This window comes from Akkermansia sp. UNK.MGS-1 (assembly GCF_000980515.1).
GTDB classification, from domain to species: domain Bacteria; phylum Verrucomicrobiota; class Verrucomicrobiia; order Verrucomicrobiales; family Akkermansiaceae; genus Akkermansia; species Akkermansia muciniphila.
Map to the genome: position 1 here is coordinate 168,090 of NZ_LBCB01000014.1, position 24,737 is coordinate 192,826.

General features: G+C 55.3%; 21 protein-coding genes. 17 read left to right on the forward strand and 4 right to left on the reverse strand.

Translation table 11 applies throughout. The features are described 5' to 3' along the window. Window positions 1-17: 17 nt before the first annotated feature. Window positions 18-428 carry a 50S ribosomal protein L17 gene (rplQ, locus tag WW58_RS09380; protein ID WP_012420542.1) on the forward strand — a complete coding sequence of 137 codons (411 nt, stop codon included), beginning with the start codon at window positions 18-20 and terminating at the stop codon, window positions 426-428. Window positions 429-572: 144 nt separating this feature from the next. Further along, on the forward strand, window positions 573-1,499 hold the full coding sequence (gene fabD / locus WW58_RS09385; RefSeq protein WP_031931055.1) for an ACP S-malonyltransferase: 927 nt from the start codon (window positions 573-575) through the stop codon (window positions 1,497-1,499). Between the two features lie 463 nt (window positions 1,500-1,962). Here the strand turns inward: fabD and WW58_RS09395 are convergent, their stop codons facing one another. Beyond that, entirely contained in the window at window positions 1,963-2,658 is a 696-nt protein-coding gene (locus WW58_RS09395) for an HAD family hydrolase (RefSeq protein ID WP_087393177.1), read from the reverse strand. Then, window positions 2,645-4,039, reverse strand: a complete 1,395-nt coding sequence (locus WW58_RS09400) for an LptF/LptG family permease (protein WP_022197502.1) — start codon at window positions 4,037-4,039, stop codon at window positions 2,645-2,647. Before WW58_RS09400 ends, WW58_RS09395 begins: the two co-directional genes overlap by 14 nt. 251 nt (window positions 4,040-4,290) lie before the next feature. Here WW58_RS09400 and WW58_RS09405 point away from each other — a divergent pair, with 251 nt between their 5' ends. The 5 genes from WW58_RS09405 to WW58_RS09425 all read left to right on the forward strand — a co-directional run bounded on the left by WW58_RS09405 (window position 4,291) and on the right by WW58_RS09425 (window position 11,123). Next, on the forward strand, window positions 4,291-5,403 hold the full coding sequence (locus tag WW58_RS09405; protein ID WP_046437103.1) for a hypothetical protein: 1,113 nt from the start codon (window positions 4,291-4,293) through the stop codon (window positions 5,401-5,403). A gap of 29 nt (window positions 5,404-5,432) precedes the next feature. After that, complete coding sequence (locus tag WW58_RS13435; protein WP_182916027.1) at window positions 5,433-6,836, forward strand: OmpA family protein; 1,404 nt, start codon at window positions 5,433-5,435, stop codon at window positions 6,834-6,836. After that, entirely contained in the window at window positions 6,827-7,702 is an 876-nt protein-coding gene (locus WW58_RS09415; protein ID WP_046437105.1) for an HAD family hydrolase, read from the forward strand. Before WW58_RS13435 ends, WW58_RS09415 begins: the two co-directional genes overlap by 10 nt. Window positions 7,703-7,844: 142 nt before the next feature. Beyond that, the gene (locus WW58_RS09420) at window positions 7,845-9,788 is read left to right on the forward strand and encodes a M60 family metallopeptidase (RefSeq protein ID WP_182916029.1); all 1,944 of its coding nucleotides are present in this window, start codon (window positions 7,845-7,847) and stop codon (window positions 9,786-9,788) included. A gap of 84 nt (window positions 9,789-9,872) precedes the next feature. Beyond that, window positions 9,873-11,123 carry an MFS transporter gene (locus WW58_RS09425; RefSeq protein WP_046437108.1) on the forward strand — a complete coding sequence of 417 codons (1,251 nt, stop codon included), beginning with the start codon at window positions 9,873-9,875 and terminating at the stop codon, window positions 11,121-11,123. A 148-nt stretch (window positions 11,124-11,271) separates the two neighbouring features. Here WW58_RS09425 and WW58_RS09430 read toward each other — a convergent pair whose 3' ends face one another. Further along, window positions 11,272-12,909, reverse strand: coding sequence for a SpoIIE family protein phosphatase (locus WW58_RS09430; protein ID WP_046437110.1), 1,638 nt, complete (start codon window positions 12,907-12,909; stop codon window positions 11,272-11,274). Window positions 12,910-13,039: 130 nt separating this feature from the next. Then, window positions 13,040-13,726, reverse strand: a complete 687-nt coding sequence (locus WW58_RS09435; protein ID WP_022197496.1) for an RNA polymerase sigma factor — start codon at window positions 13,724-13,726, stop codon at window positions 13,040-13,042. Window positions 13,727-13,849: 123 nt separating this feature from the next. On the opposite strand from WW58_RS09435, the gene WW58_RS09440 reads away from it, so the two are divergent. The 10 genes from WW58_RS09440 (at window position 13,850) to WW58_RS09490 (ending at window position 24,513) form a co-directional block, all read left to right on the forward strand. Next, window positions 13,850-14,860 (forward strand): endonuclease/exonuclease/phosphatase family protein, encoded by a 1,011-nt coding sequence (locus WW58_RS09440; RefSeq protein WP_046437112.1) that lies wholly within the window; start codon window positions 13,850-13,852, stop codon window positions 14,858-14,860. Between the two features lie 308 nt (window positions 14,861-15,168). Beyond that, window positions 15,169-15,879: a prepilin-type N-terminal cleavage/methylation domain-containing protein gene (locus WW58_RS09450; RefSeq protein ID WP_161994092.1), complete on the forward strand. Its 711-nt coding sequence runs from the start codon at window positions 15,169-15,171 to the stop codon at window positions 15,877-15,879. A 47-nt stretch (window positions 15,880-15,926) separates the two neighbouring features. Further along, on the forward strand, window positions 15,927-16,712 hold the full coding sequence (locus tag WW58_RS09455; RefSeq protein WP_046437118.1) for a type IV pilus modification PilV family protein: 786 nt from the start codon (window positions 15,927-15,929) through the stop codon (window positions 16,710-16,712). A gap of 30 nt (window positions 16,713-16,742) precedes the next feature. Beyond that, window positions 16,743-17,813 carry a PulJ/GspJ family protein gene (locus tag WW58_RS09460; protein ID WP_046437120.1) on the forward strand — a complete coding sequence of 357 codons (1,071 nt, stop codon included), beginning with the start codon at window positions 16,743-16,745 and terminating at the stop codon, window positions 17,811-17,813. A gap of 91 nt (window positions 17,814-17,904) precedes the next feature. Then, entirely contained in the window at window positions 17,905-18,645 is a 741-nt protein-coding gene (locus WW58_RS09465; RefSeq protein WP_102733538.1) for a lipoyl protein ligase domain-containing protein, read from the forward strand. Between the two features lie 15 nt (window positions 18,646-18,660). After that, on the forward strand, window positions 18,661-19,650 hold the full coding sequence (locus WW58_RS09470) for an aldo/keto reductase (RefSeq protein ID WP_046437122.1): 990 nt from the start codon (window positions 18,661-18,663) through the stop codon (window positions 19,648-19,650). Window positions 19,651-19,781: 131 nt separating this feature from the next. Further along, window positions 19,782-22,010 carry a sodium-translocating pyrophosphatase gene (locus tag WW58_RS09475; RefSeq protein WP_288143438.1) on the forward strand — a complete coding sequence of 743 codons (2,229 nt, stop codon included), beginning with the start codon at window positions 19,782-19,784 and terminating at the stop codon, window positions 22,008-22,010. A gap of 354 nt (window positions 22,011-22,364) precedes the next feature. Then, window positions 22,365-23,285, forward strand: coding sequence for a hypothetical protein (locus tag WW58_RS09480; protein WP_288143439.1), 921 nt, complete (start codon window positions 22,365-22,367; stop codon window positions 23,283-23,285). Between the two features lie 3 nt (window positions 23,286-23,288). Then, complete coding sequence (locus WW58_RS09485; RefSeq protein ID WP_128804820.1) at window positions 23,289-24,209, forward strand: hypothetical protein; 921 nt, start codon at window positions 23,289-23,291, stop codon at window positions 24,207-24,209. 16 nt (window positions 24,210-24,225) lie between these two features. Then, window positions 24,226-24,513, forward strand: coding sequence for a hypothetical protein (locus tag WW58_RS09490; RefSeq protein ID WP_046437128.1), 288 nt, complete (start codon window positions 24,226-24,228; stop codon window positions 24,511-24,513). Window positions 24,514-24,737 lie beyond the last annotated feature (224 nt).

The window sequence follows — 24,737 nt, forward strand, 5'->3', positions numbered from 1 at the left end:
CATAGAAAAATATCATCATGAGACACGGTGTAAAAACCTCCAAGCTTCAGCGCAACGCTTCTCACCGCAGGGCTCTGCTCGCCAACCAGGCATGCAGCCTCATCCTCAATGGACGCATCACCACCACCCTGGCCAAGGCCAAGGCCCTGCGCCCCTATGTGGAAAAGCTGATTACGCTTGCCAAGCGCGGTGACGTGCATTCCCGCCGCCTGGCTACCGCCACCATTCATAATACGACCGCCGTTAAGCGGCTGTTTGATGAAATCGCTCCTCTTTGCGCGGAACGCAAGGGCGGCTATACCCGCATCGTCAAGCTGGGCCAGCGTCTGACTGATTCCGCCCTTGTGGCCATGATCGAAATTATCGATCTGCCCCGTGAGGCTGCCGAAAAGGAAGAAGCTCCCGCCACCACGGAAGCCACCGCCTAAAACGCACCTCTGGAACATCCTGTTAATACCCCGCTCCGGCCTTTTGTGAGGCCGGAGCGGATTTTTTATTGGCAATAAGGAAGTTATGGTGATGATATCGCTCTTGCTTCTTTCCTGCCGGAACGTTATAATCCAGCTTTAACTATGGACGCAGTATTATTGTTTTCCGGACAAGGTGCCCAAAAAGTAGGCATGGGCAAAGATTTGTATGACCAGTATCCCGTCGCCAAAGCCCTGATTGAACAGGCGGACAAGGCGCTTGGAGAATCCCTTTCTGCCGTCATGTTTGAAGGCCCCGGCGAAGAACTGACGCGTACCTGCAACTGTCAGCCTGCCCTCTACGTACATGGCCTTGCCTGCCTGGCCGTCTTGAAGGAGCTCGTTCCCTCCCTGAATCCCGTGGCTGCCGCCGGCCTTTCCCTGGGGGAATTCACGGCTCATGCCGCTGCCGGGACCTATTCTTTTGAAGAAGGCCTCCGCCTTGTCCAGAAGCGCGGCGCGTTTATGGAGGAAGCATGCAACGCCACGAAAGGCACTATGGCCGCCATGATCGGCGGCACGGATGAAAACGTCATTAAGCTGGCGCAGGAATGTGACGTGGATGTTGCCAATTTCAATTGCCCCGGCCAGACAGTCGTTTCCGGTACGGAGGAAGGTGTGGCCAAGGCTGTAGCAGGGGCGAAGGCCGCCGGCTGCAAGATTGCCAAGAAGCTCAATGTGGCGGGCGCCTACCATTCCCGTCTGATGCACAGCGCTATGGTAAAGCTGGCGGAAGAACTCAAGAATATTTCCTTCGGTACGCCGTCCATGCCTGTTTATTGCAATTATGAAGCCCGGGTAGTGGAAGGTCCGGACGACATCCGCAGCATGCTGGAACACCAGGTATGCGGATCCGTGCGCTGGACGGCTTCCATGCAGAAGCTGGTGGACCAGGGCCACCGCCTTTTCATTGAACTGGGGCCGGGCAAGACGCTGGCCGGCATGATGGCCCGCATCTGCAAGGAAGCTACGGTCATCTCCATTGAAGACGTGCCCAGCCTGGAAGCCGCCGTTGCGGAGCTGAACAAATAATTTCCCTGAATAAAAGGGGGTAAGCCGCCGGCCCGTTGGGGAGCCGGCGGTTTTTTGTTGGCGTGTTCATGGCGGGGTTCCGTCAAATAGGCAATATCCCATGGAACAGGGGAAATGCCTGCCTCCGTGCCAGCGGCCCTGCTCCTGCGCGGGCATTTTCCTCATGCCGCCGGTGGGAAGATGCATGAACATCAGCATCGTTCCCATGAAAACGCGATGGCGGGCACGAACAGCGGTTTCCATATAAGGAAAAGTGCGGGCATGATGGAATGCGCCGCTCCTCAGGTCAGAAGAATCAGGGCAATGAGGTAAAACAGGAGGCCGCTTTTAGGAGGCCGGCAGGAGAGCATGAAAGCCGAGGCTCTGAGCCGCGCCAGGCGTTCCTGGCGGCGCAGCCCCCTGCATCAGGCATGAAAGGAATTCCGTCAGGAAACAGGCGTTATGGAATAGAAATTCCTGATTTCTAAAGAAGTTCCGTCAGAGAGCGGATGATACTGGTCGCCAGGGAAAAATCCGCCTGCTCCGTTACCCTGTTTGGAACCGAGATGACTGGCATTCCTGCGCGGTGTGCGGCTGTAGTGCCGTTCTGGGAGTCTTCCAGCACCAGGCATTCAGACGGAGATTTACCCAGGTTTTCCGCGGCTTTCAGGAACAGGGCCGGATCCGGTTTGACGGGGAGGCCGTCGTCGCGGCAGACGACGGTTTGAAAATAGGGCATGATGCCCAATCTGTTCAGCCAGCCGTCCACCCAGCGGTGGGAAGAACTGGAGGCCACTCCCATAGGGGTTCCGGCTTCCCCCAGGTTCCGGATGAGTTCTCCGGCGCCGGGCAGGAGGCCGGCATGTTCCAGATCCCGGACGATTTCCTCCTGGCGGCGGCTGTTGACGGTTTCCCAGTCGAAAGTGCGCCCCGTCAATTTCTCCAGATGTTCTCCGGGATTCCAGTGGGTGTAGCCGCTGCCCAGGCATTGGTTGAACAAATCCAGGGGAAGAGGGTGGCCGCAGGACGCGAAAACCCGTTCCCAGGAGGAATAAATGGCATATTCCGTATCCACCAGCAATCCGTCAAAATCAAAAATGACGGCGTGTGCCCGCCGGAGCAGTTCACGGGCTTTCAGAACGGCTTCCCGGGAATCGGCAAAGTGATCAGGAATGGTCATGGACGGGAGTCTTTTTCAAGCCTCTCAATAATTCCGAGAAGCTTCTGTGAGCCAGCTTGGTTTGAAAAAGGCGGATGGCGATGATGGTGTAGATAATGTTGGGCATCCATGCTCCCAGCCAGGTGGGGAGGTAGCCTGCGGAGGCCAGGGTGGGGAAAAACTCATACAGGAACAGCATGGCTGCCGCCAGGAACAACGCAATGCCGATGCCGGACATGGCGGAGCGCCTCTGGAACGTGATGGCGGAGGGGATGGCAATAAATGTCAGGATAATGCAGGAAAATATGCGGGCGATCCTGACGTGCCATTCCGTCTGCAGGCTTCTGAGGTACCTGGCGTTTGTCGTGCCGGACTTGATGAGTTCCTGGAGAGCCGGGGTTCCCTGTGTATCCACGCGGACGTTGGGTGAAATCAGTTGCCAGGGTGTTTCGGGATAATGCTCTTTCAGCGTTTGGTATTCCTGTCCGGCAAAAACGGGAACATCATGGAGCTGGCGGGGTTCCTCCTGGGAATAATTTCTTTTGATGGCCTGCCGGAAGGTCCATGTCCTGGAGGCCGGATCCCAGGTGGCTTCATCGGCAAACAGCTCGTATTTCATCTTTCCGGGGGCGCTGAACTGTTCCACCCGCACCTGCCGGAAAGGATTGCCGGGGGAATCAATTCCGGGAGGATTGCCCAGATACCAGATGCGGGATTCCGCATCATTTTTGTAGATGGTGCTCTGGGAAGCATGGTTATTTTTGTTCTGGCTCAGGGAGGAGAACATCAGTTTCCTGTACAGGGCGGAGTTGGGTGCCCAGTGGAACCCGAAGATGCCGAAGTAGATGGAGGCAAAGACGGCACCGATGATGATGGGGGTGTTGATTCGGAGCAGGGACCGTCCGGACTGCAGCATGCCGGTGATTTCTGAGGATGAGGAAAGTTTGGTAAGCGCCCAGAGTGTTCCCAGGAGAAGGGTATAAGGCAGAATCAGGTTCAGGATCATGGGCAGCTGGCTCAGGTAAAAGCGGAACGTGCCCATGAGGGGTGCGTCCAGGTTCATCAGGTCTCCCACATTGTCCGCAAAATCTCCGATAATGTAAATCAGCGTCAGGATGGCCGTACACATGATGAAGGCCGTGAACCAGGTGCGCGCCACATACTTGTCCAGGATGCTCGAACGGTTGTACAGGAACATTCCCAGCGCGGGGAGAAAGCAGCCCAGAAGGATGAGCCAGGGCCGCAGGAGCTGGGAAAGGGGATATTCGGACGGCGTACCGGGAATTTCCCATTGCATCTGGGACCATTCCCGGGGCATCAGAAACCAGGCTGCCGCTCCTCCCAGCGCAAGCAGGAGGAGAAATACGGACCATTGGCGGAAATGTCGGGCCTGGATTGCCATGAAAAAAGAAGGTGGGGCAAGAATGCCAGATCGGGAGCGGGAAATAAAGCGTTATTTGGCCGCCGGACAGGGATAAAAGGCTGCCTGAACCGCATGTCCGTGCTTGCTTCGTGAACCTCAGTGCGGTTCCGCTCCTTAAAGGGAGGAAGTGGCTGCGGGAGATGTTCCGCCTGATAGAAGTTGGCTGTTGTCAACGTAAACTGGATGAGATAAAATCTTCCTGACAACTGTTTCCCGGCAACAGCCTTTCCATGTTCAAACGTCTTGTTCAATTGTTTCTTCTGTTTTTTCTGGCTGCTGCGGGTGTTCTGGCGTGGTTTGCTTGGTACGTCTCCACTCCCCTGCTCATTCCCGTGGGAGGGGAGGACCCCGCCTCTTCTCCCGTCGCGGGTTCCCTGGTGATGGAACCCGTGGAAGCCGTTTCATCCGATGGCACGGCTATTGAAGGTTATCTGGTGAGCCCGGGGCGTCCGGAGGCTCTGTCTCCGCGCCAGAGCCGCGTGCGGGATACTCTGAAATTGCGCGGGAAAATGCCGCATTTGGAGGCAAAACCAGAGCTGGTTGTGATAGCCGCCTCTTGGAATGAGGGAATGGAAAGTTCCCTCCCTCTGGCGGAAGGGCTGGCAGGAGCCGGTTACACGAGCCTGATATGGAATCCGCGCGGGAAGAACAATACCCGTCAATTCTGCACGTACGGATTAAGGGAATATGCGGATGTAACGGCGCTTTTGGACGCCGTATCCCGGAAGCAGGGCGGATTGCCTCCCGTGGCTGCCGTGGGGCAGGGATTTGGTGCGGCCGTGCTGTTGAAAGCCGCGTCTGAAGATCCCCGCATCCGCTGCATGGTCAGCATGGACTGCTTTCCTTCCCTGAAAACCGTGGCTGTCCGGGAGATGGAGCAGGATTGGGGCAAGCCTTTGTGCTATGCCGCTTATTGGCTGCTGGATGCCGGGGTGGATTGGCGTGCGGGGTTCAGTACGTTTGACGTGGCTCCCGTGGATGATGCCCTGAAATTGGATTATCCGGTCATGGTGGTTTGTACGAACCAATATTTTTTCTCCACGCTGGAAGATTGCCTGAGCATTTACGATTCCCTGAAAAATGAGAAAAAACAGCTTTATGAATCCATCCGGGAAGGGGAACCGTATGGCACCCGGGAACGGACTTTCCTGCATTCCATTGAAGGAAAGAAGGGGGAAAAATTTGAAAAGATTTATAAGGTCAACGTCTATGCGGGGGATGACGAGCTGCAGGCTGGCATTGCGGAATGGATTCATGAGAATACGCGCATGCCCATGCCCAGGGTGTTGCCTCATGAGTCTTACAGTGCGCCCGTTACGGGTACCGCTCCTTCCGGTTCATGAATTGTTCCTTTCCTTTTGCTGATGATCCCGTGAGTGCGAATCAGGACAACAACCGAGAACTCCGCGAAAACCGCCGCAGGCGCAGCCGTTTTATTCTGCCCGCGCCTCGCCATCTGGCAGCTGTGGCGGCAGGGGCTCTCCTTGCCGCCGTGCTGGTGCATTACCTGGGGTTTATCGTTCTGAGCTGGTTTGATCTGGGCATTCATGTGCACAAAGCCCCCACTGTCCAGGAGGACAGAAAGCCTCTGCCTGAAAAAATAGTTCTGAAGGCGGACGACCGTCCTGCTCCGGATGTAGCGGAAGCCGTTGAAAAACCGGATATTGAGCAACTTGAAGAGATTCCCCCGGAATTGCCGGATTTAGAGGATATGCTTCCGGAGCAGGTAGTGATTGCTCCGGGGGAAACCAGCTTTTCCGCAGATCCGGTAAGTCCTTCCCCCCCGGAATCCCTTTCCCCGAAAATGCCGCAGGTGGACATGAATGCCGTCGCGAAGGGGTTGCCCGAACCATCTCCGCCTGAGATGCTGAAATCTTCCGCCAGCCCGGTTACAATCAAGACGGCTGAACCGGATATGGTGAATCCGGATGAATGGTATAACAACAAGCTCAAAGGGGCGGGCGGTCAGGATGATTCCCATTTGCCGGATGGGAGCAAATCTCTTTCCCAGCTCATGGCCCAGTCCTCCTTGGGCAAGGACAGCGGGTACAGCAGGCTGGGAGCGGATCTTCTTTTTGAATACAACAAGGCGGTGATGAAAAATTCCGCCAGGCTGAGCATGCTCCAGCTTGCGGGGCTGATGATGAAAAATCCGGATACGATTTTCATTGTGGAAGGTCATACGGACAGCTTTGGTTCCGAGGAATATAATGCCGTGCTTTCCCTGATGCGTGCTAATGCCGTCCGCCAGTGGCTGAAGGATAACGGCATAGCTCTGACGCGCCCGAATGGGGAATGCAGGTTGTACATACGCGCTTGCGGCGCTTCCCGTCCCGTCGTTTCCATCAGGGGGGACCGGGATGCCCAGGCCGCCAACCGGAGGGTGGAAATCCACATGCGCAAACCGGGAGAGGAAATACCCGCCGGGAGCCTGCCCCTTACGTATGCGGTGGATATGAACACCCCTGTCGCCCGCCAGGTGCGTGCCGGAGTGGGCGCCCGCGCCGGAATTCCCTCCTCCGCGGCAGAAAGGAAAGCGCCCCCCGCAGGGCGTTCATCTTCTGCCTCCCCGGAACGCCGGGAAAATCCTGCGCCGCGTCAGGAAGTAATTCCTGAGGCGGAACCCATTCCGGAAACGATTCCTTCGGCAGAGCCTGTGGAGGAACGCATCCCTTCGGCAGAGCCGGTAGAGGATGACATCCCGCTGGCTGAACCCGTCGTGTGTGCGGGGAGCCGCGCCGTAGTGAAGGGAGGTGCCGGATTGAGATGGAATTGATGCGTTTCCTTCCGGTCCGGGCGCTGCCGAAACCCGAACGGCTCCGGTATCTTTTCTCCTTTGATTTTGACGATACTCTGTTCACTCTTGGAGGCCCTGCGGAAGAAAGGAGCATTTTTTTCAGAACCATGCGCATGCTCCGGTCGCAGTATGGTGTTCTCTGGGGCGTTAATACGGGGCGCGACCCTGTTTACCTGAGGGAAGGTCTGGCGGATATGTTCCGGGATGATGCGGAAGCGTTTGCCCCGGATTTTACGGTGACGATGGAACGGAATGTTCATCTGGCGGATGCGGAGGGCAGGCTGATGCCCGGTGCCGCGTGGAACGATGACTGCGCTGTTGCCCATGACAGCTTGTTCACCCGTTACGGCGGCATGCTGGAATCATTGATGGGCCAGCTGGAAAGCCGGTTTTCCGTGCTGGGACTCCGCAGGCAGGACAATGACGCTTTTTCCCTGGTGGTGGATGATGCCTGCGGCCTGGATGAAGTTTCCTGCGTCATTCAGGATACGGTTGGTCCGTATGAGGAAATTGTCACGCAAAGGGCAGGTCCCTACCTGCGTTTCAGCCACCGTGATTACAATAAGGGAACATCCCTTTCCTTTGTTGCCTCCCGGTTCGGCATTCCGTCTTCCCATGTCGCCATTTTCGGCGACGGGCACAATGATCTGGACGCCATGCGGCACTTGCCGGAGGCATTCCGGTGCTGCCCTTCCAATGCGGCGCAGGAAGTGAAAGACATGGTTGCCCGCGGCCATGGATACATTAGCCCGGAACCGCGCACCCGGGGCGTTCTGGACGGCCTGGCACATGGAGTGTTCCCTTATTTCGGGATGAAGGCGGAGGTTTTGAAGGAGGATATTTGAAAACGGAGCTTTCGGATGCTGACGGGAGATCGGCTTTCAACATGTTTCTTTCATCAAGGCGCTCCCGGAAGGGGAAGAATCGTATTGACAAGGAATGCCTGCAATGCAGAAATGGGAAAGATTCTTTCCCAATCCCGATTACATGAACATTCCCTCTTTTTCCCGTAGCGTTTCCAGAGGTTCCGCCGTGGGCTGGTTTTTAGTGTTGCTGCTGGTTTGCGGTGCCGGAGCCGGATATTATCTTTACCAGGATAACCTGGCAAAAAGAAAAGCGGCCCAGGAATTGACCGCCGAACGTAAATTGAAGGAGAAGAAGGCCAGGGAAGCTGCGGAGAAACAGCGAATAAAACGGGAACGGGAAATCAGGGAGAAGAAGGAAAAGGAACGGCTGGCGGCCCAGAAGGCTTATGAGGAAGCGCAGGAAGAGAAGGTGCGGCAGGCGGCGGAAGCGGCCCGTAAGCTTCAGGAGCAGGCCGAACGCGAAGAACGGGAAAAAAGGAGAAGGGAGGAGCTGGAACGGCGCGAACGTGAGGAAGAGGCCCGCAGGCAGGAGGAAGATATTCCTGTGGAGGAAGAGCCTGAACCGGAAGGGCGTTTTCCCCAACCCGTGAAAAACCGGATGCCGGAGCTTTCCGTTTATTCTATTCCTTGCAGGGATGATATCCAGACGGAAAAAGACAAGCCGCTGGAAACATGGTCCTGGGACAAGGCGGAAAAAATGGAGGGTATGGAGGAATTCCCCACGGGTTCCTCTCCGTGGAAAAAAGGGAAAGACGCCGGACGCATGCAGGCGCTTCTGGAAAAATGCCGGGAATGGAAGGATGCCAAACTTGCCTCGCTGAAGGCGTGCCCGGCGGCGAAGGATTTTCCCGGCGTTCCGGAGAATGGGGCCCAGACGGTCAGGCGGACGGTGGAGATAGATTCCAATATTGGAGGCTGGCATAGTACGGGACTGTATGCGCCGCCCGGGGCGGAAATTTCGTGTTCCCTGTCCGGCGCTCCCAAAGACGGTTCGATCAGCGTCCGCATAGGATGCCATACGGACAGCCTTCATAAGCTGGATGAATGGAAAAGAGTGCCGGAAATAACCATGCAGGTTTCGGCTGGCCGTGGGCGCGTGAAAATGGTGAATCCGATGGGCGGCCTTGTTTATGTGAATGTAGGCCAGCGTCCCAGACGGGGAAAGGTCTTCAAGGTTCAGATTTCCGGAGCCGTGCCTTCACCTCTGTTCGTAATGGGGAAGACCACTCCGGAACAATGGGCCGAACAATTGGAAAATACCAAGGCCCCGTGGGGGGAAATCCGCATGCCCCGGCTTATTGTCACGATGCCCGTGGAACAGCTGAAACAGTGTCCGGATGTTCAGAAGACGGCGGAATTTCTGCAAAAAAACATGGCTCTTCAGGACTGGATTATGGGATGGGATACCAAGCCGGACCGCCTGCATCATCCGATGCGCTTTGTCGTGGACAGGCAGATATCCGCCGGGGCCGGGCATTCCGGTTATCCCGCCATGGCCACGAAGGACTGGACGAATTCCATTGCCACCGGTTCCATCATCCATTCCGGAAGCTGGGGTTTGTGGCATGAACTGGGGCATAACCACCAATCCCCTCCCTTTACGATGGAAGGCCAGACGGAGGTATCCGTCAACATATTCTCCATGGTGTGTGAAGTGATGGGGACTGGAAAAGACTTTGAATCCTGCTGGGGCGGCGGCATGGGGCCGTACGGCATGAGCGCGGAAATGAAAAAATATTTTTCAGGCACCCAGACTTACAATGAGGCTCCCAACAAGGTGCAGCTCTTCTTCTGGGTGGAGCTGATGTACTATCTGGGGTTTGACGCCTTCCGCCAGGTGGCTCTTCAATTCCATGACAAGCCTTATGACAACGGCGAACTGAGTGATGAAAAGAAATGGGAATGGGTCATGAACGCTTTTTCCAAGGTCACGGGAAAGAACATGGGGCCTTTCTTTAAGATTTGGCGTACGCCGGTTTCCGAACGCGCTGCGGGCAGAATGAAAGACCTTCCCGCCTGGCTTCCTTCCAAGGATTATCCGGCCTGTTATACCGCAGAGGAATAAGAAGGTTCCGGAACAGGGGGGGAGGAGGCGTTGCCGCACTCGCTTCTGGACGGTTCCGCCGGCTGGGGCTAGGATGGCGGAGCTGTGAAATGGCTGAATGACTGGCTGGGCTTTTTCAAGCCCCTTCAGGTGCGGAACCTGCAAATATTCTGGTCAGGGCAGGCTTCGGCCCTGATTGGAATGTGGTTGCAGGTGACGGCCATGGGTATTCTTGTGTACGATATTTCCGGAGGCTCCGCCACGGCAGTGGGGGTGTTGGCTGCCTTGAACGCTCTTCCTTTCTTTCTGGGCGGCATGCTGCTTGCCGGGCTGGGGGACCGTTTTGACCGGAGGAAACTCCTCATAGCCGTGCAGTGCGTCCAGTGGCTGGTGGCTGTAGCCCTGTTTCTGCTGACTGTGCTGGATATGCTCCAGCTGTGGCACTTATACGCCGCCGGGCTGGTGATGGGCGTCAATCAGACGGTGGGTTTTCCCACACAGCAGGCTTTTGTGGGAGACCTGATACCGCGCCGGCAATTACAGGAGGCCGTGGGCATGTACTCTCTGGTATTTAATACGTGCCGGGCCATAGGGCCGGCGCTTGCCGGCTATATCATTGCGGAATGGGGCGCCGGAACCGCTTTTGGCGGCAATGTGGCGGCAAGCCTGCCTCTCGTTGGCTGCTTGGTTGCCTTAAAGGGATGCGTAGCGGATACCTCCGCTCCCAGAAAGCAGCGCGGCGCAGGAAGGAAAGCATCCGGCCTCAAGACGGTGCTTGCCACGCGCAGTCTGCTTTTTATTATGATCAGCGCTCTCATTCAGAATATCTGCGGGCAATCCCTCTATCAGATTGTTCCGGCATTGATGCACGGAAATCCTAGGAATACCGGCCTCATTCTGAGTGCGGTCGGAGCCGGGGCCATGGTGAGCATCCTCTTTGTTCTGCCGTTTGCACGCAAAAGCGACAGGGTGGGGGCCAAACTTTCCTCAGGTACCCTGTGGATGGGATGCGCACTGTGTGTGGCCGGTGTCGTCCCGGTGGTGGAAGTGCAGGCCCTCTGTTTCTTTTTTGCCGGTTTGGCCACTTCTTCCCTCTTCGTTACTTCTTCATCCGCTGTGCAGCTTCTGGCTCCCCCGGAACGCAAGTCGGCCATTCTGGGGCTGTTCAGCATTGTCACCATCGGTGTGCAGCCGCTGGCGGCCATGGGGTGGGGAGCTGTGGTGGATGCCTGGGGTGTTCAGACAACGATTGTCCTGGCGGGAGGGTTGGAAGCCTTGTTTTCCATTTGGATGCTGAGCGTTCCATCTTGGCGTCATTTCAAATTTTCTCCGGATGACTGTCCGGAGACGACATAGCGCCTTTCCTCCATTTACGGCAGGTGAAAAACGCCGGTCCGCATTCTGCGGAAAAGGGAGTGCATGGGGGCTTTCCCTCGTGGAAATTCCGGAATGCGGCCGGATGAGGGAAGAGGAAGCAGGTTGCAGAAACGTCAGGAACCGGCTGTTAACCGTCCGTTTTTGCTTCGTGTTCGGAATAGCTGATGCCCAGCATGCAGATATCGTCGGCCTGATTGGTGCAGCCGGTAAATTTGGCTACGCAGGTAAGGGCCTGATGAACGAAATCCTTGGTGCTGTGAGGGGAAGAATTGTTGAAATAGTCAATCAGTCTTTCCACGCCCATTTCTTCCCCGTCCTGGTTGGCGGCTTCCGTCAGGCCGTCCGTGTACATCAGGATGCGGGCCCCCGCCAGGAGCGAAAACTGGGCATTATGGTACGTAGCGTCATCCAGCAGTCCCAGGGCGATGCCTCTGGGCAGAGGCATTTTGCGGGCGACCCCGTCCGGCCCCAGAATGATGGGATGCGGATGTCCGGCTGTGGAGGCTGTCATGACCCCGGTTTCCAGATCCAGGTAAATATAAACGGCGGAGGCGAACATGGTGGTGTTCGCCCGTTGCAGGATTTTGGCGAGCTGGTGGTTGAGGGAAGTAAGGAAAGCCGCCGGATTATCCGCCAGGTGGGACAATTGTTCCATCAGGCCGCGGAGCATGGAGGCGATCAGGGCGGCGCGGATGCCGTGGCCCATCACGTCACAGACAATGGCGCCAACGCCGGAATTGCCTACGGGAAAAGCATCGAACCAGTCTCCTGCAACACCCTCCGAAGGAGTGAAAATATGGTGAAAATCCGCATGGCGGGTCAGGCCGTGTTCCGTATGGGAGCGGGAGGGAATTTCGTAGGGAAGCAGGGCGAACTGGATTTCCCTGGCCAAATCTATTTCCTTTTCCAGAGTTCTGTTGCGTTCCTCCAGGATGCGGGCCGTTTCCGTGGCCTTGATTTCTGTCTTCACCAGTTTGGTGACATCACTGGAAATACCTACAATTCCCTTTAGCTCTCCGTTGCGTCCGTACCACGGGAACTTGCTGATCTGGCTCCAGGAATCATCCTTGTGGAGCCATGTCTCATGATGAAGGCGGGCGCGGATGGGGCGTCCGGTAACCATGATGTCCATTTCCTCCTTGCGGGAAATATCGGACATCGTTTGGTCAAAAAAGTAATCGTCCGTGCGTCCGGTCAGGTCTGCCGGCGTCGGTACGCCCAGCTTATTGGCTGTGGCGGTATTCGCCAGGACGAAACGTGATTCCCGGTTCTTGAAATAGATGCTGTCGGGAATGTGTTCAATCAGGGTATGAAACAGGTCCCTGTCCTCCGCAGCGCGCAGTTCCGCCGTTTTCCGCCGGGTAATATTGACCCATACGCCCACCAGCATAACGGGCCGGCGCTGTTTGTCCCTGCGGGCGAGGCCGTTGACGCGGACCCAGCTCCAGCTTTTGGAGTTCAGCTTCTTCATCCGGATTTCAATGCGCATGGGCACATGGGAGTGGCCGTCCAGATAACGGCGCACTTCCTGGGAAAAAAAAGCCTGGTCTTCCTCGTGTATGGTAAGCTCCGGCTGGGTGAAGATATTGGGAGCTTTCTCCTTGCGGCTGGCCCCCATCATGGTCAGGCAGCGGTCCGTGTAATGAATGACGCCCGTTTTAATATTCCAGATGTAAAATCCTTCTTCCGCCGCCGCCAGGGCCATTTTGATTTTGTCCCAGGTAAAAACTCTCTGGGCGGAATGTCTGTTGCGTGAGGGCGGCATTGCAGTTGCCGTTAATCTAACGACAAAACCGCTGTCTTGGCAAGAGGCAAAATAAAGGAATCCTTTCTGAAAGGAGGTCTGGCCGGAGGGATGCGTATCAAGGACGCCGGCTGGTTTTTAAGATGGGCTCCTATTTTTCTTTTTCCTTTTCCTGGGATTGAAGAAATTGCAGCTCTTTCTTCAAAGCGCTTCCTACGCGGTGCTTTGCCAGATAAACTTGGGCAATCGTGACTCCGAGCTGCCGGCGGACCTTGGCCGCGTCCCACTCCCGCAGGACATAATAGTCAAAAATTTGGAACTGCTTGGGCGACACTTTTGCCTTGACGCGTTCCAGAGCCGCCTGAAGAAGGTTATTCTGCCATTCCCGTTCCCATACCTGGTCAAAATTATTCTTCCCTTCATCCGGGATTTTGTCGATGGGGTGTTCCAACGTGCCTGGGGCATCCGGATTCATCAGCATGGCCGTGTCCTTTTTCCTCTTGCGGAACTGGTCGTTGATGCGCCAGCGGGTCATGTTCCAGAGCCAGAGTTTGAAGGAGCCCTGTTCCGGTTTGTAAATATTTTTCCTGCTTTGCTTGGCGATGGAAAGAATGGTTTCCTGTACCACGTCCCAGGCCTCGTCTTCCCTCAATCCGGCCTTGAGGGCAACGGAATAGATAAGGCGCCAATACGTCCGGTAAAATTCATCCCAGGTGCGCTGATCTTCCCAGTTTTCCAAACGCGCGATCAGGCTTTTCCTGGTATGTTCCGCGTATTGGGAAAGTGTCTGTTCGTCAGGCTGGGATTCGTTATGGGGTTGCAATGGGGACACATTCATGGTTTATCATGAACTACGGATGGAAGTGAAGCGAAAGCCGAGTAATAGGCCGGAAAATTCCATACGGTCCGGCTTGTTCATTCACTACGTTCGCCATGGAGAAAATCTTTCAGGGAAACGGACATGATCAGGAAAACGTCAAAACGCAGGGGAACCTCCGTCATCGCGGCCCTGGTTGCGTTGTGCGCGGTGGTAGGGTACGGTTTGACGGAGTGGGCGCCGCTGGATAATGAACCGCAGGCGGTTCCTGCCCTCCAGAGGGAAGGGCGGCAGACGGTTCGGGAGAAGGTGGAAATCCCCGACAAGGGGGAGCCCGTTCGTCTTCTGACCATGAATGCCGGCAACTACTTTGTTCCTGAAGACCCCAGGAGAAGCAATTTTCAGGTAAAATACAAACCTGTGGAAGCCCGTGAAGCCGTGGCGGAGCTGGTTCGCCAATCGGGGGCGGAAATCGTGGGGCTGTGTGAAATGGGCGGGGAGGCTGCCGTTCGTGACTTGCAAATGCGGCTGAAAAGAAAAGGAGTTCATTTGCCGTACAAAGTTCTTGTCATGCGGGACGGGGAGGACCGTGGTTTGGCCCTTCTTTCCAAATACCGCATCGCGGATGACCGTTCCGTAGCGGACATGCCTGTATCCGGAGAGGCGAAACGGAAAAAGACGATGCTGCGGGGCATTCTGGACACCACGGTCAGCATGCCGGACGGACGGCTGTTCCGCCTGGTGGGCATTCACCTGAAATCGCGCCTCAGCCGTGACGGTTCCGCAGAGGATACGCGGCGAAGGGAAGCCTACGCCCTGCGGGACTACCTGAATGAAGCTCTTGCCTCTCAGGACGGCATGCCTCTGCTTCTGTACGGAGATTTTAATGACGGCCCGTCAGACAGCGCCGTGCAGGTCATCCAGGGACCGGCCAAAACGGAATACCGCCTGAACCGTTTGAAGCCCAGGGATTCTCGTGGTGAGACCTGGACCATTTACTACGAAGACGGTGACACCTACCATTCCTTCGATCATCTTTTCCTGAACAATACTCTGAAAAAGCGCCTCGGCCGCAAGCCTCCCATGGGCATCCTTGACTCTCCCCCCTCGCTCCAGGCCAGCGACCACCGCGGCGTGTGGGTGGAATTAAGATAAGCAGGGCCTGATGTTTTTTCAGCAGGGGAGATGGAAAGGGAAAAAATGAAGGCTTTGGAAAAGGAGGACAAAAAATTCTTTTCTTGTCGTTCCGGCCTTATCCTTCTTGAAATGCGGGAGTTGGACCGACCGGATGTTTTTCTTTTCCGGAAGGATGGCGGAAGCAGGGATTTCCGCATGGCGATTCCTTGCCGGAATTTTGTTGGACAGGAACATATCAGGCATTCCAGTTCCTCAAAAAATGATTGCCGTGTCCGTCTGAAACGGGTAGCATGCCAAAAATCGTTGTTCAATCCTGCATCATCTGTATGAGATATTTTTCCAAGCATTCCGGAATGGCTCCGCGCTGTTCCTCGCCGGGGAGCAAGGGGTTTACCCTGGTGGAATTGATTGTTGTCATTACCATTATGGTTGCCATGATGGCCTTGGCCGCCAGCATGTTAAGAGGCGGAGGCAGAGGGCAGGGCCTTCAGGCCGCCGTTGAAATGGTGGACGGCATGGTGCAGGAGGCGCGGCTGGATGCCATGGGCAAAGGAACGTGGAGCCGCCTGATTATTGTGAGCACTCCTGATGACGAAGCCCGCAATATGCGCACTTTGGGCGTGATGTCCAAAAATACCCGCACCGGGAAATGGCATCTGGTGAACCGTTTGCAGACTCTTCCCGCCGGTTTTTACGTCAGTCCGACCTACAGCACCCTTCTGGAAGGCGCGAAGAAAGCCAGGGGCGAGAAATCCACGGCCCGCGATTTTGCCAGTCGTGACGGGCAGGATACCGTCAACCTTCCCGGCAACAGAATGACGGATATTTACTTCATTGAATTTGACGAGGAAGGCCGCATGTCCCAGCCGAACGCCCCCACCCGCCTGGTGGTGGTTGCCGGTTCCGCCGGGAACGGCAAGGAGGAGAGGCCAACCCCGATGGTGGACGGCAAACCGGGCCTGGCAGGCGGCATTGTGATTTATCCCAAAGGCAATATCAGCCGTCTGAGGACGACGGAGCAGGTGATTCCCAATTAGTTTCTGTGATATAATACCAGATTTCCCATTTTATGTTGACCAAGTGTATGAAACAGTCTCGTTCCAAGGGGTTCACCCTGACGGAAGTGGTGCTTGCGATCGGCGTGGTGGCCGTGCTGATTGTAGTGTTCATGGCCATGTTTATTCCTGCCAGAAGGACGGTTCAGTCCGCCCTGACTATTCGTGAAGCGGACCGCATCGTCCACGCCCTGACGGCGGAACTGGGAGAACTCCGCAATTCCGAGCGTGCCGCGTCCAACGCCAGAAAGTCTTCCTCCTCCAAATATGTTTCTGCTTTTGACAAGGCGTTTTACTGGATGCAGTTCACGTCCAGGCCCGCTACGACCATTCTTGTTTACAATTACAGGGCGGATTTGACCAAGGGGGCCCGCAAAGACGGAACTCCCCAGCCCTGGCTGGAGGATGGCGGAAGCATTCCCGGCAAAAATACTGCGGTGGTGACAGGGGTCTGCCTGGCGAACAACAAAGAGCGTTGGGATGATTTCAAGGCCCTTGTCGGTCCCGTCTTCGCCGTGCGCATGACCCAGCTGGTAGTGGAACGTATGGATTCAAGCTCCTACGGGTACAAGCTGGCTCCCAAGTACGGAACGATTTATAATCCTTACAACCGCGGCAAGGTGATTAAGGAACCTTCCCTGTATGTTTATACGCCGGAGAAAGGCGGCGGCCTGAATTTGCCGTGGGGGGCGGAAGTCCTGTATCAGGCGGAGTTCTTCCAGCTGTTGAATACGGACCCTGAGCGTTTACAACATCTGACGTGGGAAAATTTAAAGACTCCCGTGTTTACGCGCAATCTCGCTTTCCGCCGTTAGCGGGCATTATCTGAAGACCTCTGAAAAAACATGAAGACATTTGCCAAAATCAAATCCGGCGCGTTCACCCTGATTGAGCTCCTGGCAGCCATGACCATCACTACCGTGCTGGTTCTGGTCATTGTGGCCCTGACTTCCCGCGGGGTAGATATCTGGAGATGGGTGCTGCAGGATGTGCGGACCACGACGCTTGCCCGCACGGCCATGGATACCATGACCAAGGATTTTGAAAGCATGCAGTTCCGTCCCGGGAATCCCTTTGAGTGGATGCTGGTGCAGCGGGACAGCGATTTGGTTTCCCGTGCGGAAAAGACCAAGGTTTCCAGGAAAAAGGGCCGCTCTTCCTCCCTGAATGAGGCCCGCGTGAACCTGATGACCATGGGGCCGGAAGGCGCCAAAATCACAAATGCCTCCCAATTGGTTTTCTTTACCACGGCTACGGACCGCAATCCGGCCAAGTCCAGCATGGACATGCGGAATGACCGCATCATTGGTGATGTGAATTGCGTAGGATACAAGCTTCTTTACCGTGACCAGATTCTGGACCAGGACGCTACGGCGGAGTCTGACGGTTTTCCCGTTTATTCCCTGTACCGCAACTTAATCAGCGCGGAGGATACCGTGCGGAATCTTCTGGGCCAGCAGGATCTATGGTCCGCTTATGCACGGTACCAGCAGGATGAAACCGTCCCTTCCAACTTCCTGGTGGAGAATATTGTGGAAATGACGCTGATTTTTGAAGTGGATTACCAGAAGAAGATCGGCAATTCCGGCAGCAACAAATCGGACAAGGATGCCTCGCAAAGAGCATCCGTGCTGGTTCCGGTCATGACTACGGGCGCCAACCGTCTCGGCTCCTGCACCCAGATGGATGTGTATGGCAATCGCCTGGACATCATAGGCAGCAGCGTGAATATTGATGATTTGAAATCCGGCCGCGTTACTGCCGTGACAATTTCCATGACGGTGGTGACGGATGAAGGCATGGCTCTTGTGGACCAGATCCGGCAGAAAAAGCGTCCCGCTCCCTCTCCTGAGGAATTTTTCGAACGTTATACCCGGTCTTTCACCCAGAGGATTGCATTGCCGATGAACCGTTAGGCTTGTATCCGGGAAACCGGGGAGGGCGGAATCGGCCGCTGTTGCTTTTTGTCTGGAGCGTTCCTGCCGTTAATTGTTCTGTAGTTGCCATATGTTGGGTTTCACAAATATCGTCGGCAATTTATCCCCTCTGCCGGAATTAGTGCTGTGGCGCGATCCTGTCGCCAGAAGCGGGGAGGAAGCCATGGCCGTGGACGAAGCTCTGCTGGAATGGGGCAGGAAGCCTGTGCTGAGGGCGTACCGCTGGGCGGAACCGACCGTGACTTACGGTTATTTTGATGAGGAGGCCACGGCGCGCGCCATTTTTCCGGGTGAGGAGCTTCATTTTGTCCGCCGCTGGACAGGGGGGGGGATTGTAGACCATCGGCAGGATATTCCATTTACTCTGGCCATGCACCGCAAGGGAGAAAAAGAGCGTCCTTCCAGCGCGGTTTTGTACCGTTGGATTCATGGGGCGCTGGCCCGCGTCCTGAGGGATTGCGGGGTGGAGTGCGTGATGCTGGACGGGGATGCCCCGGACGGAGGGCGGGCCTGTTTTTCCAGCCCCGTAACGAGTGATCTTGTCTTTCCCGGCGGGGAAAAACTGGCTGGCGGCGGCCAGAGAAGAGTCCGCGGAGGCGTTCTTCACCAGGGGAGCATCCAGAATTGTCTTCTCCCTTCCGGATGGGATGAATTGCTGGCTGCCCGCCTGGCGGAAAAGCATTCCCTGTGCGTGGACGCGGAATTGTTCCCCGGCATGAATGCCTGCGTGGAGGAACTGCTGGCTTCCAAATACCGTACGGAAGCATGGCGTTCCGGCGTACGGCATGGGCGTCCGTCTCAATCACGGTAATTTCCCTTTTTCCCGATGAACTATCTTCCAGATCCCGGCCGCTACAGCCACGCAGCCTACCGCCGTTGCGGGCGCAGCGGGCTGCTGCTTCCTCCCGTTTCCCTGGGTCTCTGGCACAATTTCGGCGCAGCGGATGATTTTGAGAACGCCCGCCGGCTTATTCACGGCGCGTTTGATGCCGGTATCACGTATTTTGACCTGGCGAATAATTACGGCCCTCCTCCCGGTTCGGCGGAAGAATGCTTTGGCCGTATTTTCATGCAGGATTTGTCCCGTTTCCGTGATGAACTTGTTATTGCAACCAAGGCGGGGCATTTGATGTGGCCCGGCCCGTACGGGGACTGGGGATCCCGCAAACACATGCTTGCCAGCCTGGACCAGTCCCTTTCCCGCATGAAGCTGGAGTATGTGGATATTTTTTACGCGCACCGGCATGATCCGGAAACTCCCCTTGAAGAAACGGCGGGAGCTCTCATTACGGCGGTTCGCTCCGGAAAGGCCCTGTATGCCGGTATTTCCAAATTCCCGGCGGAACAGGCCAGGCAGATGTGCTCCATGCTCGGGGAGGCCGGCGTTCCGTGCCTGGTGCATCAGGTTCGTTACAATATGTTTAGTCGGGAACCGGAAACATCCGTTTTTCAGGCTGTCCGGGAAACGGGTATCGGGTGCGTCGCTTTTTCTCCCCTGGCCCAGGGGATGCTGACGGACCGTTATCTGGAGGGTATTCCTGAAGATTCCCGCGCGGCGGGTTCCTCCGTCTTTTTAACAAAGGAGCGGGTTCTTCAGCATGGGGATAAGATTCGCCGTCTGGGCGCCCTGGCCCGGAGCCGGGGCCAGAGCCTTGCCCAGATGGCCCTGGCCTGGGTGCTGAAAGATCCCGTAGTGACCACGGCTCTGATTGGAGCCAGCCGCCCCTCGCAAATCAGGGATTGCCTGAAAGCTCTGGATAGTGCGCCGTTTACGCCGGAGGAGCTCTCTTTTATTGACGCAAATGCGGATAGATAGGCGCTGCTTTTCCCGTGGCGCTGGTCTTTCTGCAGGAAGGTGAATTTTCTCGTTCCGGACACAGGTTTTTTCTTGGAGTAAAGTAGAGCTGGTGTTATGTTTTTACCACTTTAATTTAAAGTGTACTGACAATGATAACCATCCAGGATTTATTTTGGCTCATCCCATCGGCTTCCGTGCTGGCCCTCATTTTTGCGGGCATCTTTTTTTACCGCATGAAAGCGCAGGATGAGGGGAACGAGGTCATGAAAATGATCGCCCGGCATGTCCGCAGCGGCGCCATGGCCTATCTGCGGCAGCAGTATAAGATTGTCGCCATTTTCTTTGTGCTCATTACTGTTGTTTTCGCTTTTCTGGCCTACTGCCTCCACATTCAGAACCCCTGGGTTCCCTTCGCTTTCATTTCAGGCGGCTTTTTCTCCGGTCTGGCCGGCTATATCGGCATGAAGACGGCTACGTACGCTTCCGGCCGCGTGGCGAATGCCTGCCGCCATTCCCTGGATGCCGGGCTGCAAATAGCTTTCCGCTCGGGCGCCGTGCTCGGCCTGACCGTCGTGGGCCTTGCCATGCTTGATATCGGCGCCTGGTACTGGGTGCTGAATTGGTTTTACGGGGACATGGAGCTTTCCATGCGCATGGTCGTCATCACTACCACCATGTTGACGTTCGGCATGGGGGCTTCCCTACAGGCGCTGTTTGCCCGTGTGGGCGGCGGCATTTTCACCAAGGCGGCGGATGTGGGAGCCGACCTGGTGGGGAAGGTGGAGGCCGGCATTCCGGAGGACGATCCCCGCAACCCCGCCACCATTGCGGATAACGTGGGCGATAACGTTGGGGACGTGGCCGGCATGGGTGCGGACCTTTACGAATCTTACTGCGGTTCCATTCTGGCTTCCGCCGCTTTGGGCGCGGCTGCTTACATGGCCGTTCCTGAAATGGCGCTCAAGGCCGTCCTTACGCCCATGCTGATCGCCGCCCTCGGCACTATTCTTTCTCTGTTGGGCGTGTACGCGGTGCGCGTGAAGCGCGGCGCTTCCCAAACGGAGCTGATGGCAGCCCTGAACCGCGGCATCAACTTGAGTTCCTTCCTGATAGCCATTGCTTCCGCTTTCCTGCTCCAGCTCATCGGCCTGGATAACTGGGCCGGCATCTGGGGGGCTATCGTCACCGGCCTGGCGGTGGGCATCGTCATCGGCAAGAGCACGGAGCATTACACCTCCCATGATTCCTATCCCTGCCGTAAAATCGCCCACAGCGCGAAGACGGGGCCGGCCACCGTCATTATTTCCGGCATCGGCATCGGCATGATTTCCACCTGCATTCCCGTAATTACTGTCGTCGTGGGCACTGTGCTGGCTTACGGCCTGGCTTCCGGGGACTGGCATTTCACCGGGGCGGAAATGAGCAAGGGGCTGTATGGCATCGGCATTGCCGCCGTCGGCATGCTTTCCACGCTGGGCCTGACATTGGCGACGGACGCTTACGGCCCCATTTCCGACAACGCCGGGGGTAATGCGGAGATGAGCAAACTGGATCCGGAAGTGCGCCGCCGCACGGATGCCCTGGATGCCCTGGGCAACACGACTGCCGCCACGGGCAAGGGGTTCGCCATTGGTTCCGCCGCTCTGACGGCATTGGCGCTTCTGGCCTCCTATATTGAAGAATTGAAGATTTCCATCCTTCACTGGAGTGAGGCCACGGGCAATACCATTTACAAAATTAATGACGCCGTAAGCGTGGAGGTTTCCAAAATCGCCACTGCTTCCCTGTCTGATTTCATGGGCTATTTCCAGGTAACCCTGATGAACCCGAAGGTGCTCATGGGTCTCTTCGTGGGGGCCATGATGTCCTTCATGTTCTGCGGGCTGACCATGAATGCCGTCGGCCGCGCCGCGGAAAAAATGGTCAAGGAAGTGCGCCGCCAGTTTAAGGAAATCAAGGGAATCCTGACTGGGGAGGCGGAGCCGGATTACGTGCGCTGCGTGGAAATTTCCACGGCGGGAGCGCAGCATGAGATGATCTGGCCGTCCGTGCTGGCGGTCATCACCCCCATCTGCATGGGCATCGTCTTCGGCGTCCCCGGTGTGTTCGGCCTGCTGGCCGGCGGGCTGGCTTCCGGCTTTGTGCTGGCCGTATTCATGGCGAACTCCGGCGGCGCGTGGGACAATGCCAAGAAATACATTGAGCAGGGCCATGTGGGCGGCAAAGGCTCGGAAAGCCATAAGGCAGCCGTTATTGGCGATACGGTGGGCGACCCCTTCAAGGATACGTCCGGCCCGTCCCTGAACATCCTGATCAAGCTCATGAGCATGGTGGCCATCGTCACCGCCGGCGTGAATATCGCCGTGACCCTGTTTTAAGCAGGAAAAATTTTTTTACGGTTAACGAAGGGAGTCCGTAAAATTGGCGGGCTCCCTTTTTCCGGTTGGTGGGAATCGCCTACTGGTTGGGCGGCCTCCTTATGGACGCTTCTTTCAAAGGTTTCCCAGAAGACTGTTCCTAATCGGGATTGGTTGAGGCAAGCATGGTTTTTTAACCATATTTTTATTTGCATTAGGTTTTATTCTGGTTTATATGGAGAATAACAAACTGACTGACAGAATATGCAGGACCGATTTTTTCCGTTTCTTTCTTTCTTCCGGTTTTTATTATGCTGTCTGGCAATTTTTTCTGGCGTTGCTCCCTTGTTGGCATCAAATGGCCAGGATGATGACATGAAGGAGACGGAAGAGGAATCCTATGGCCCTCTCCGGATTAAATCCCAGACACGGCTATGTTCCGCAGATTATTACATCAAGGGAGGAAAAGAAGAGTCCAGGGAAGAAGACAGAAAGAGGAAAAACATAGGAATCGGGGAGAACATTTCTTTTCTTCTGATCGGCAAACCCAAGGGAAATATCAAGGAGCTTACCTGGAGTATCAAAGGAGACGGTTTCCAGCAGACAGATACTGAATCATTCAAAGGTTCGCAACAGATCACTTTGACTGCCAAGGAAGATTTAACCAAAGATGCCCGTGTCACCATTACAGCCAGAACCAGTGAAGACAAAGAAGCTAAAATCACCGTCAATATCAGAATCCCCAAGAAGATAACGAAGGAAAAATATGAGGGACAAATGGATCTGGGAGATGGCTTTTCCGCCAATACGGCTGATTTTAAAATACCCAAGGGGGAACACGGCGTCTTTGGATTTGTTAAGGTGACCATTTTCCCTACTGATGTCAGTTTTAAGGAAGTCAAGGTGATTGAGCGGGATGGGGGACTCATGTGGGAAGGAAAGAACGGGACTCCCCCGCGGCCTCAACCGGAACTGGCAGCCGAGCATGTAACCTGCAACATGGCCGCTCCCATTCAGGATAAAAATAATTTTTATGATATGGTAGGGGACAATCGCAATATTGAGGAAGTTCTTGAAACGATTCGCCGGTCCAAACATAATCCTCAACAATTTTGGTTTGTATGCAACTTCCATATTCATTGGGGAAAAGGAGGGAAAGGCAGCGAACAACAGGATTCCATCTTTTTAGGAACGACAAATCAGAAATACCATATTGAAGCCATTGATCAAAATACCACAAAAACGGTTGTTGAGAAATTCGGCATCACCTTTACAAGAACCAGCAATGAAGACTGAAAAATGATGAACCGGTTATTGACTATATGCATGGGCGCCATCTGCCTGATGATCGGGGGGGGAGGCAATGGGTTCTGTTCCGACGCATTTCTGGAGAGTCCGGCGTGTCTTGAGCAGTACAAACAGCCCTCTGCAACCATCCGGGAACTCTCCGGGTTTCTGAAGGACATGCGGCTCAAATCCTTCTATAATGAGGCCAGAGAACACACGCTCACTTTCGGTTTGACGACGGAGGATAATGCGGATACCGAACTGAAAGAAAAAATATGGCATTGTTATCTGGTTTCTTCGGCTCCCCTCTTTACCTACAAAACGTACCGGGAAATCGAACCGGATATTGATATGCGGGATATGGAAGATATCGACCGCAAATCCAGGGTATGCCTCCTCATGGAAAAATATATCGGCCTGGTCCGGGATACGCCCAAAATCAAGGAACCCGTTAAAAAGCAGATCATCCGTCGCCTGTTTCTTCCCTATTATGCGCGCATCCTGAAACAGTACAAAAACGCGCAGGAGCCCAATCCCTACCAACGGGATGCCGAAGGAAATCCTGTCCCCCCTCTTTCCGACAAGGAAAAGGAATTCCGGAAGCGTGAGATAGAAAGAATCAAACGCCTTCCCGTTCATGAAATTCTCAAGACTGTGCGGGAAGGATCGTTCCGCCGTTCCTTTATTGAGACAAGAAATGACGTATTTAAGGACGAAGTCAAAGGACTTGAAAAGTCCTTCATGAAGCTGCTTGTTTCCGAATTCCCCGGCCAATACGGCAAGGTAGAGAATTTCATTCTGGAAGCCGGATATTCAAAAGAAGACATTCCCGGTCTGATTGACCGCACCGTGGGCAGGGACGAAAAGACGGATTTCCTTTATAAAGGGAAACATCGTCAGAAACATGACAAGCTCTACAAGAAAAAGAAGTGATGGTATCCAGCCCCGAATGTTCAAGACGCTCTTTCTCCCTTTTCTTTTTGTGAAGAAATACGCCGGAACCGGGGGGAGCGAAGAAGGCTCGAGTCCGATGACAAGGCTTGCCATAACCGGTTTCTGGAAAGGGAATTCTGGATTCGTAAAGAAGGAAAAGAAAAACGTGCTGCGCCATGTTCGCAGCTCTGTTCCGCCGGTGGGAGTGGGGGCGGGCGGTTCCTGGGGAAGTTTGGATGCGCCGGAGAGGTGTCGTGTTTTCTCTGGGCCGATTGAGAAGCCAATACGGTTTTTTCGCCATTGACGGAAAGTTTTTTTGACAAAGAAGGGGCAGAGGAGTAATAAACGCGCAGATGCATTTCAGCACTGTACAGCCCTTTTTTAGCGAGAACCGTTATTACGGCAACGGCTATTGGTGGCGCGTACCCATGTCCGGACGGGGGAATCCCGAGGTGCAGTAATAGCATTCAGCTATGACCATTTTTCAAGAACTGCTTTGATTCCTCCGAGAGTCAAAGCAGTTTTTTT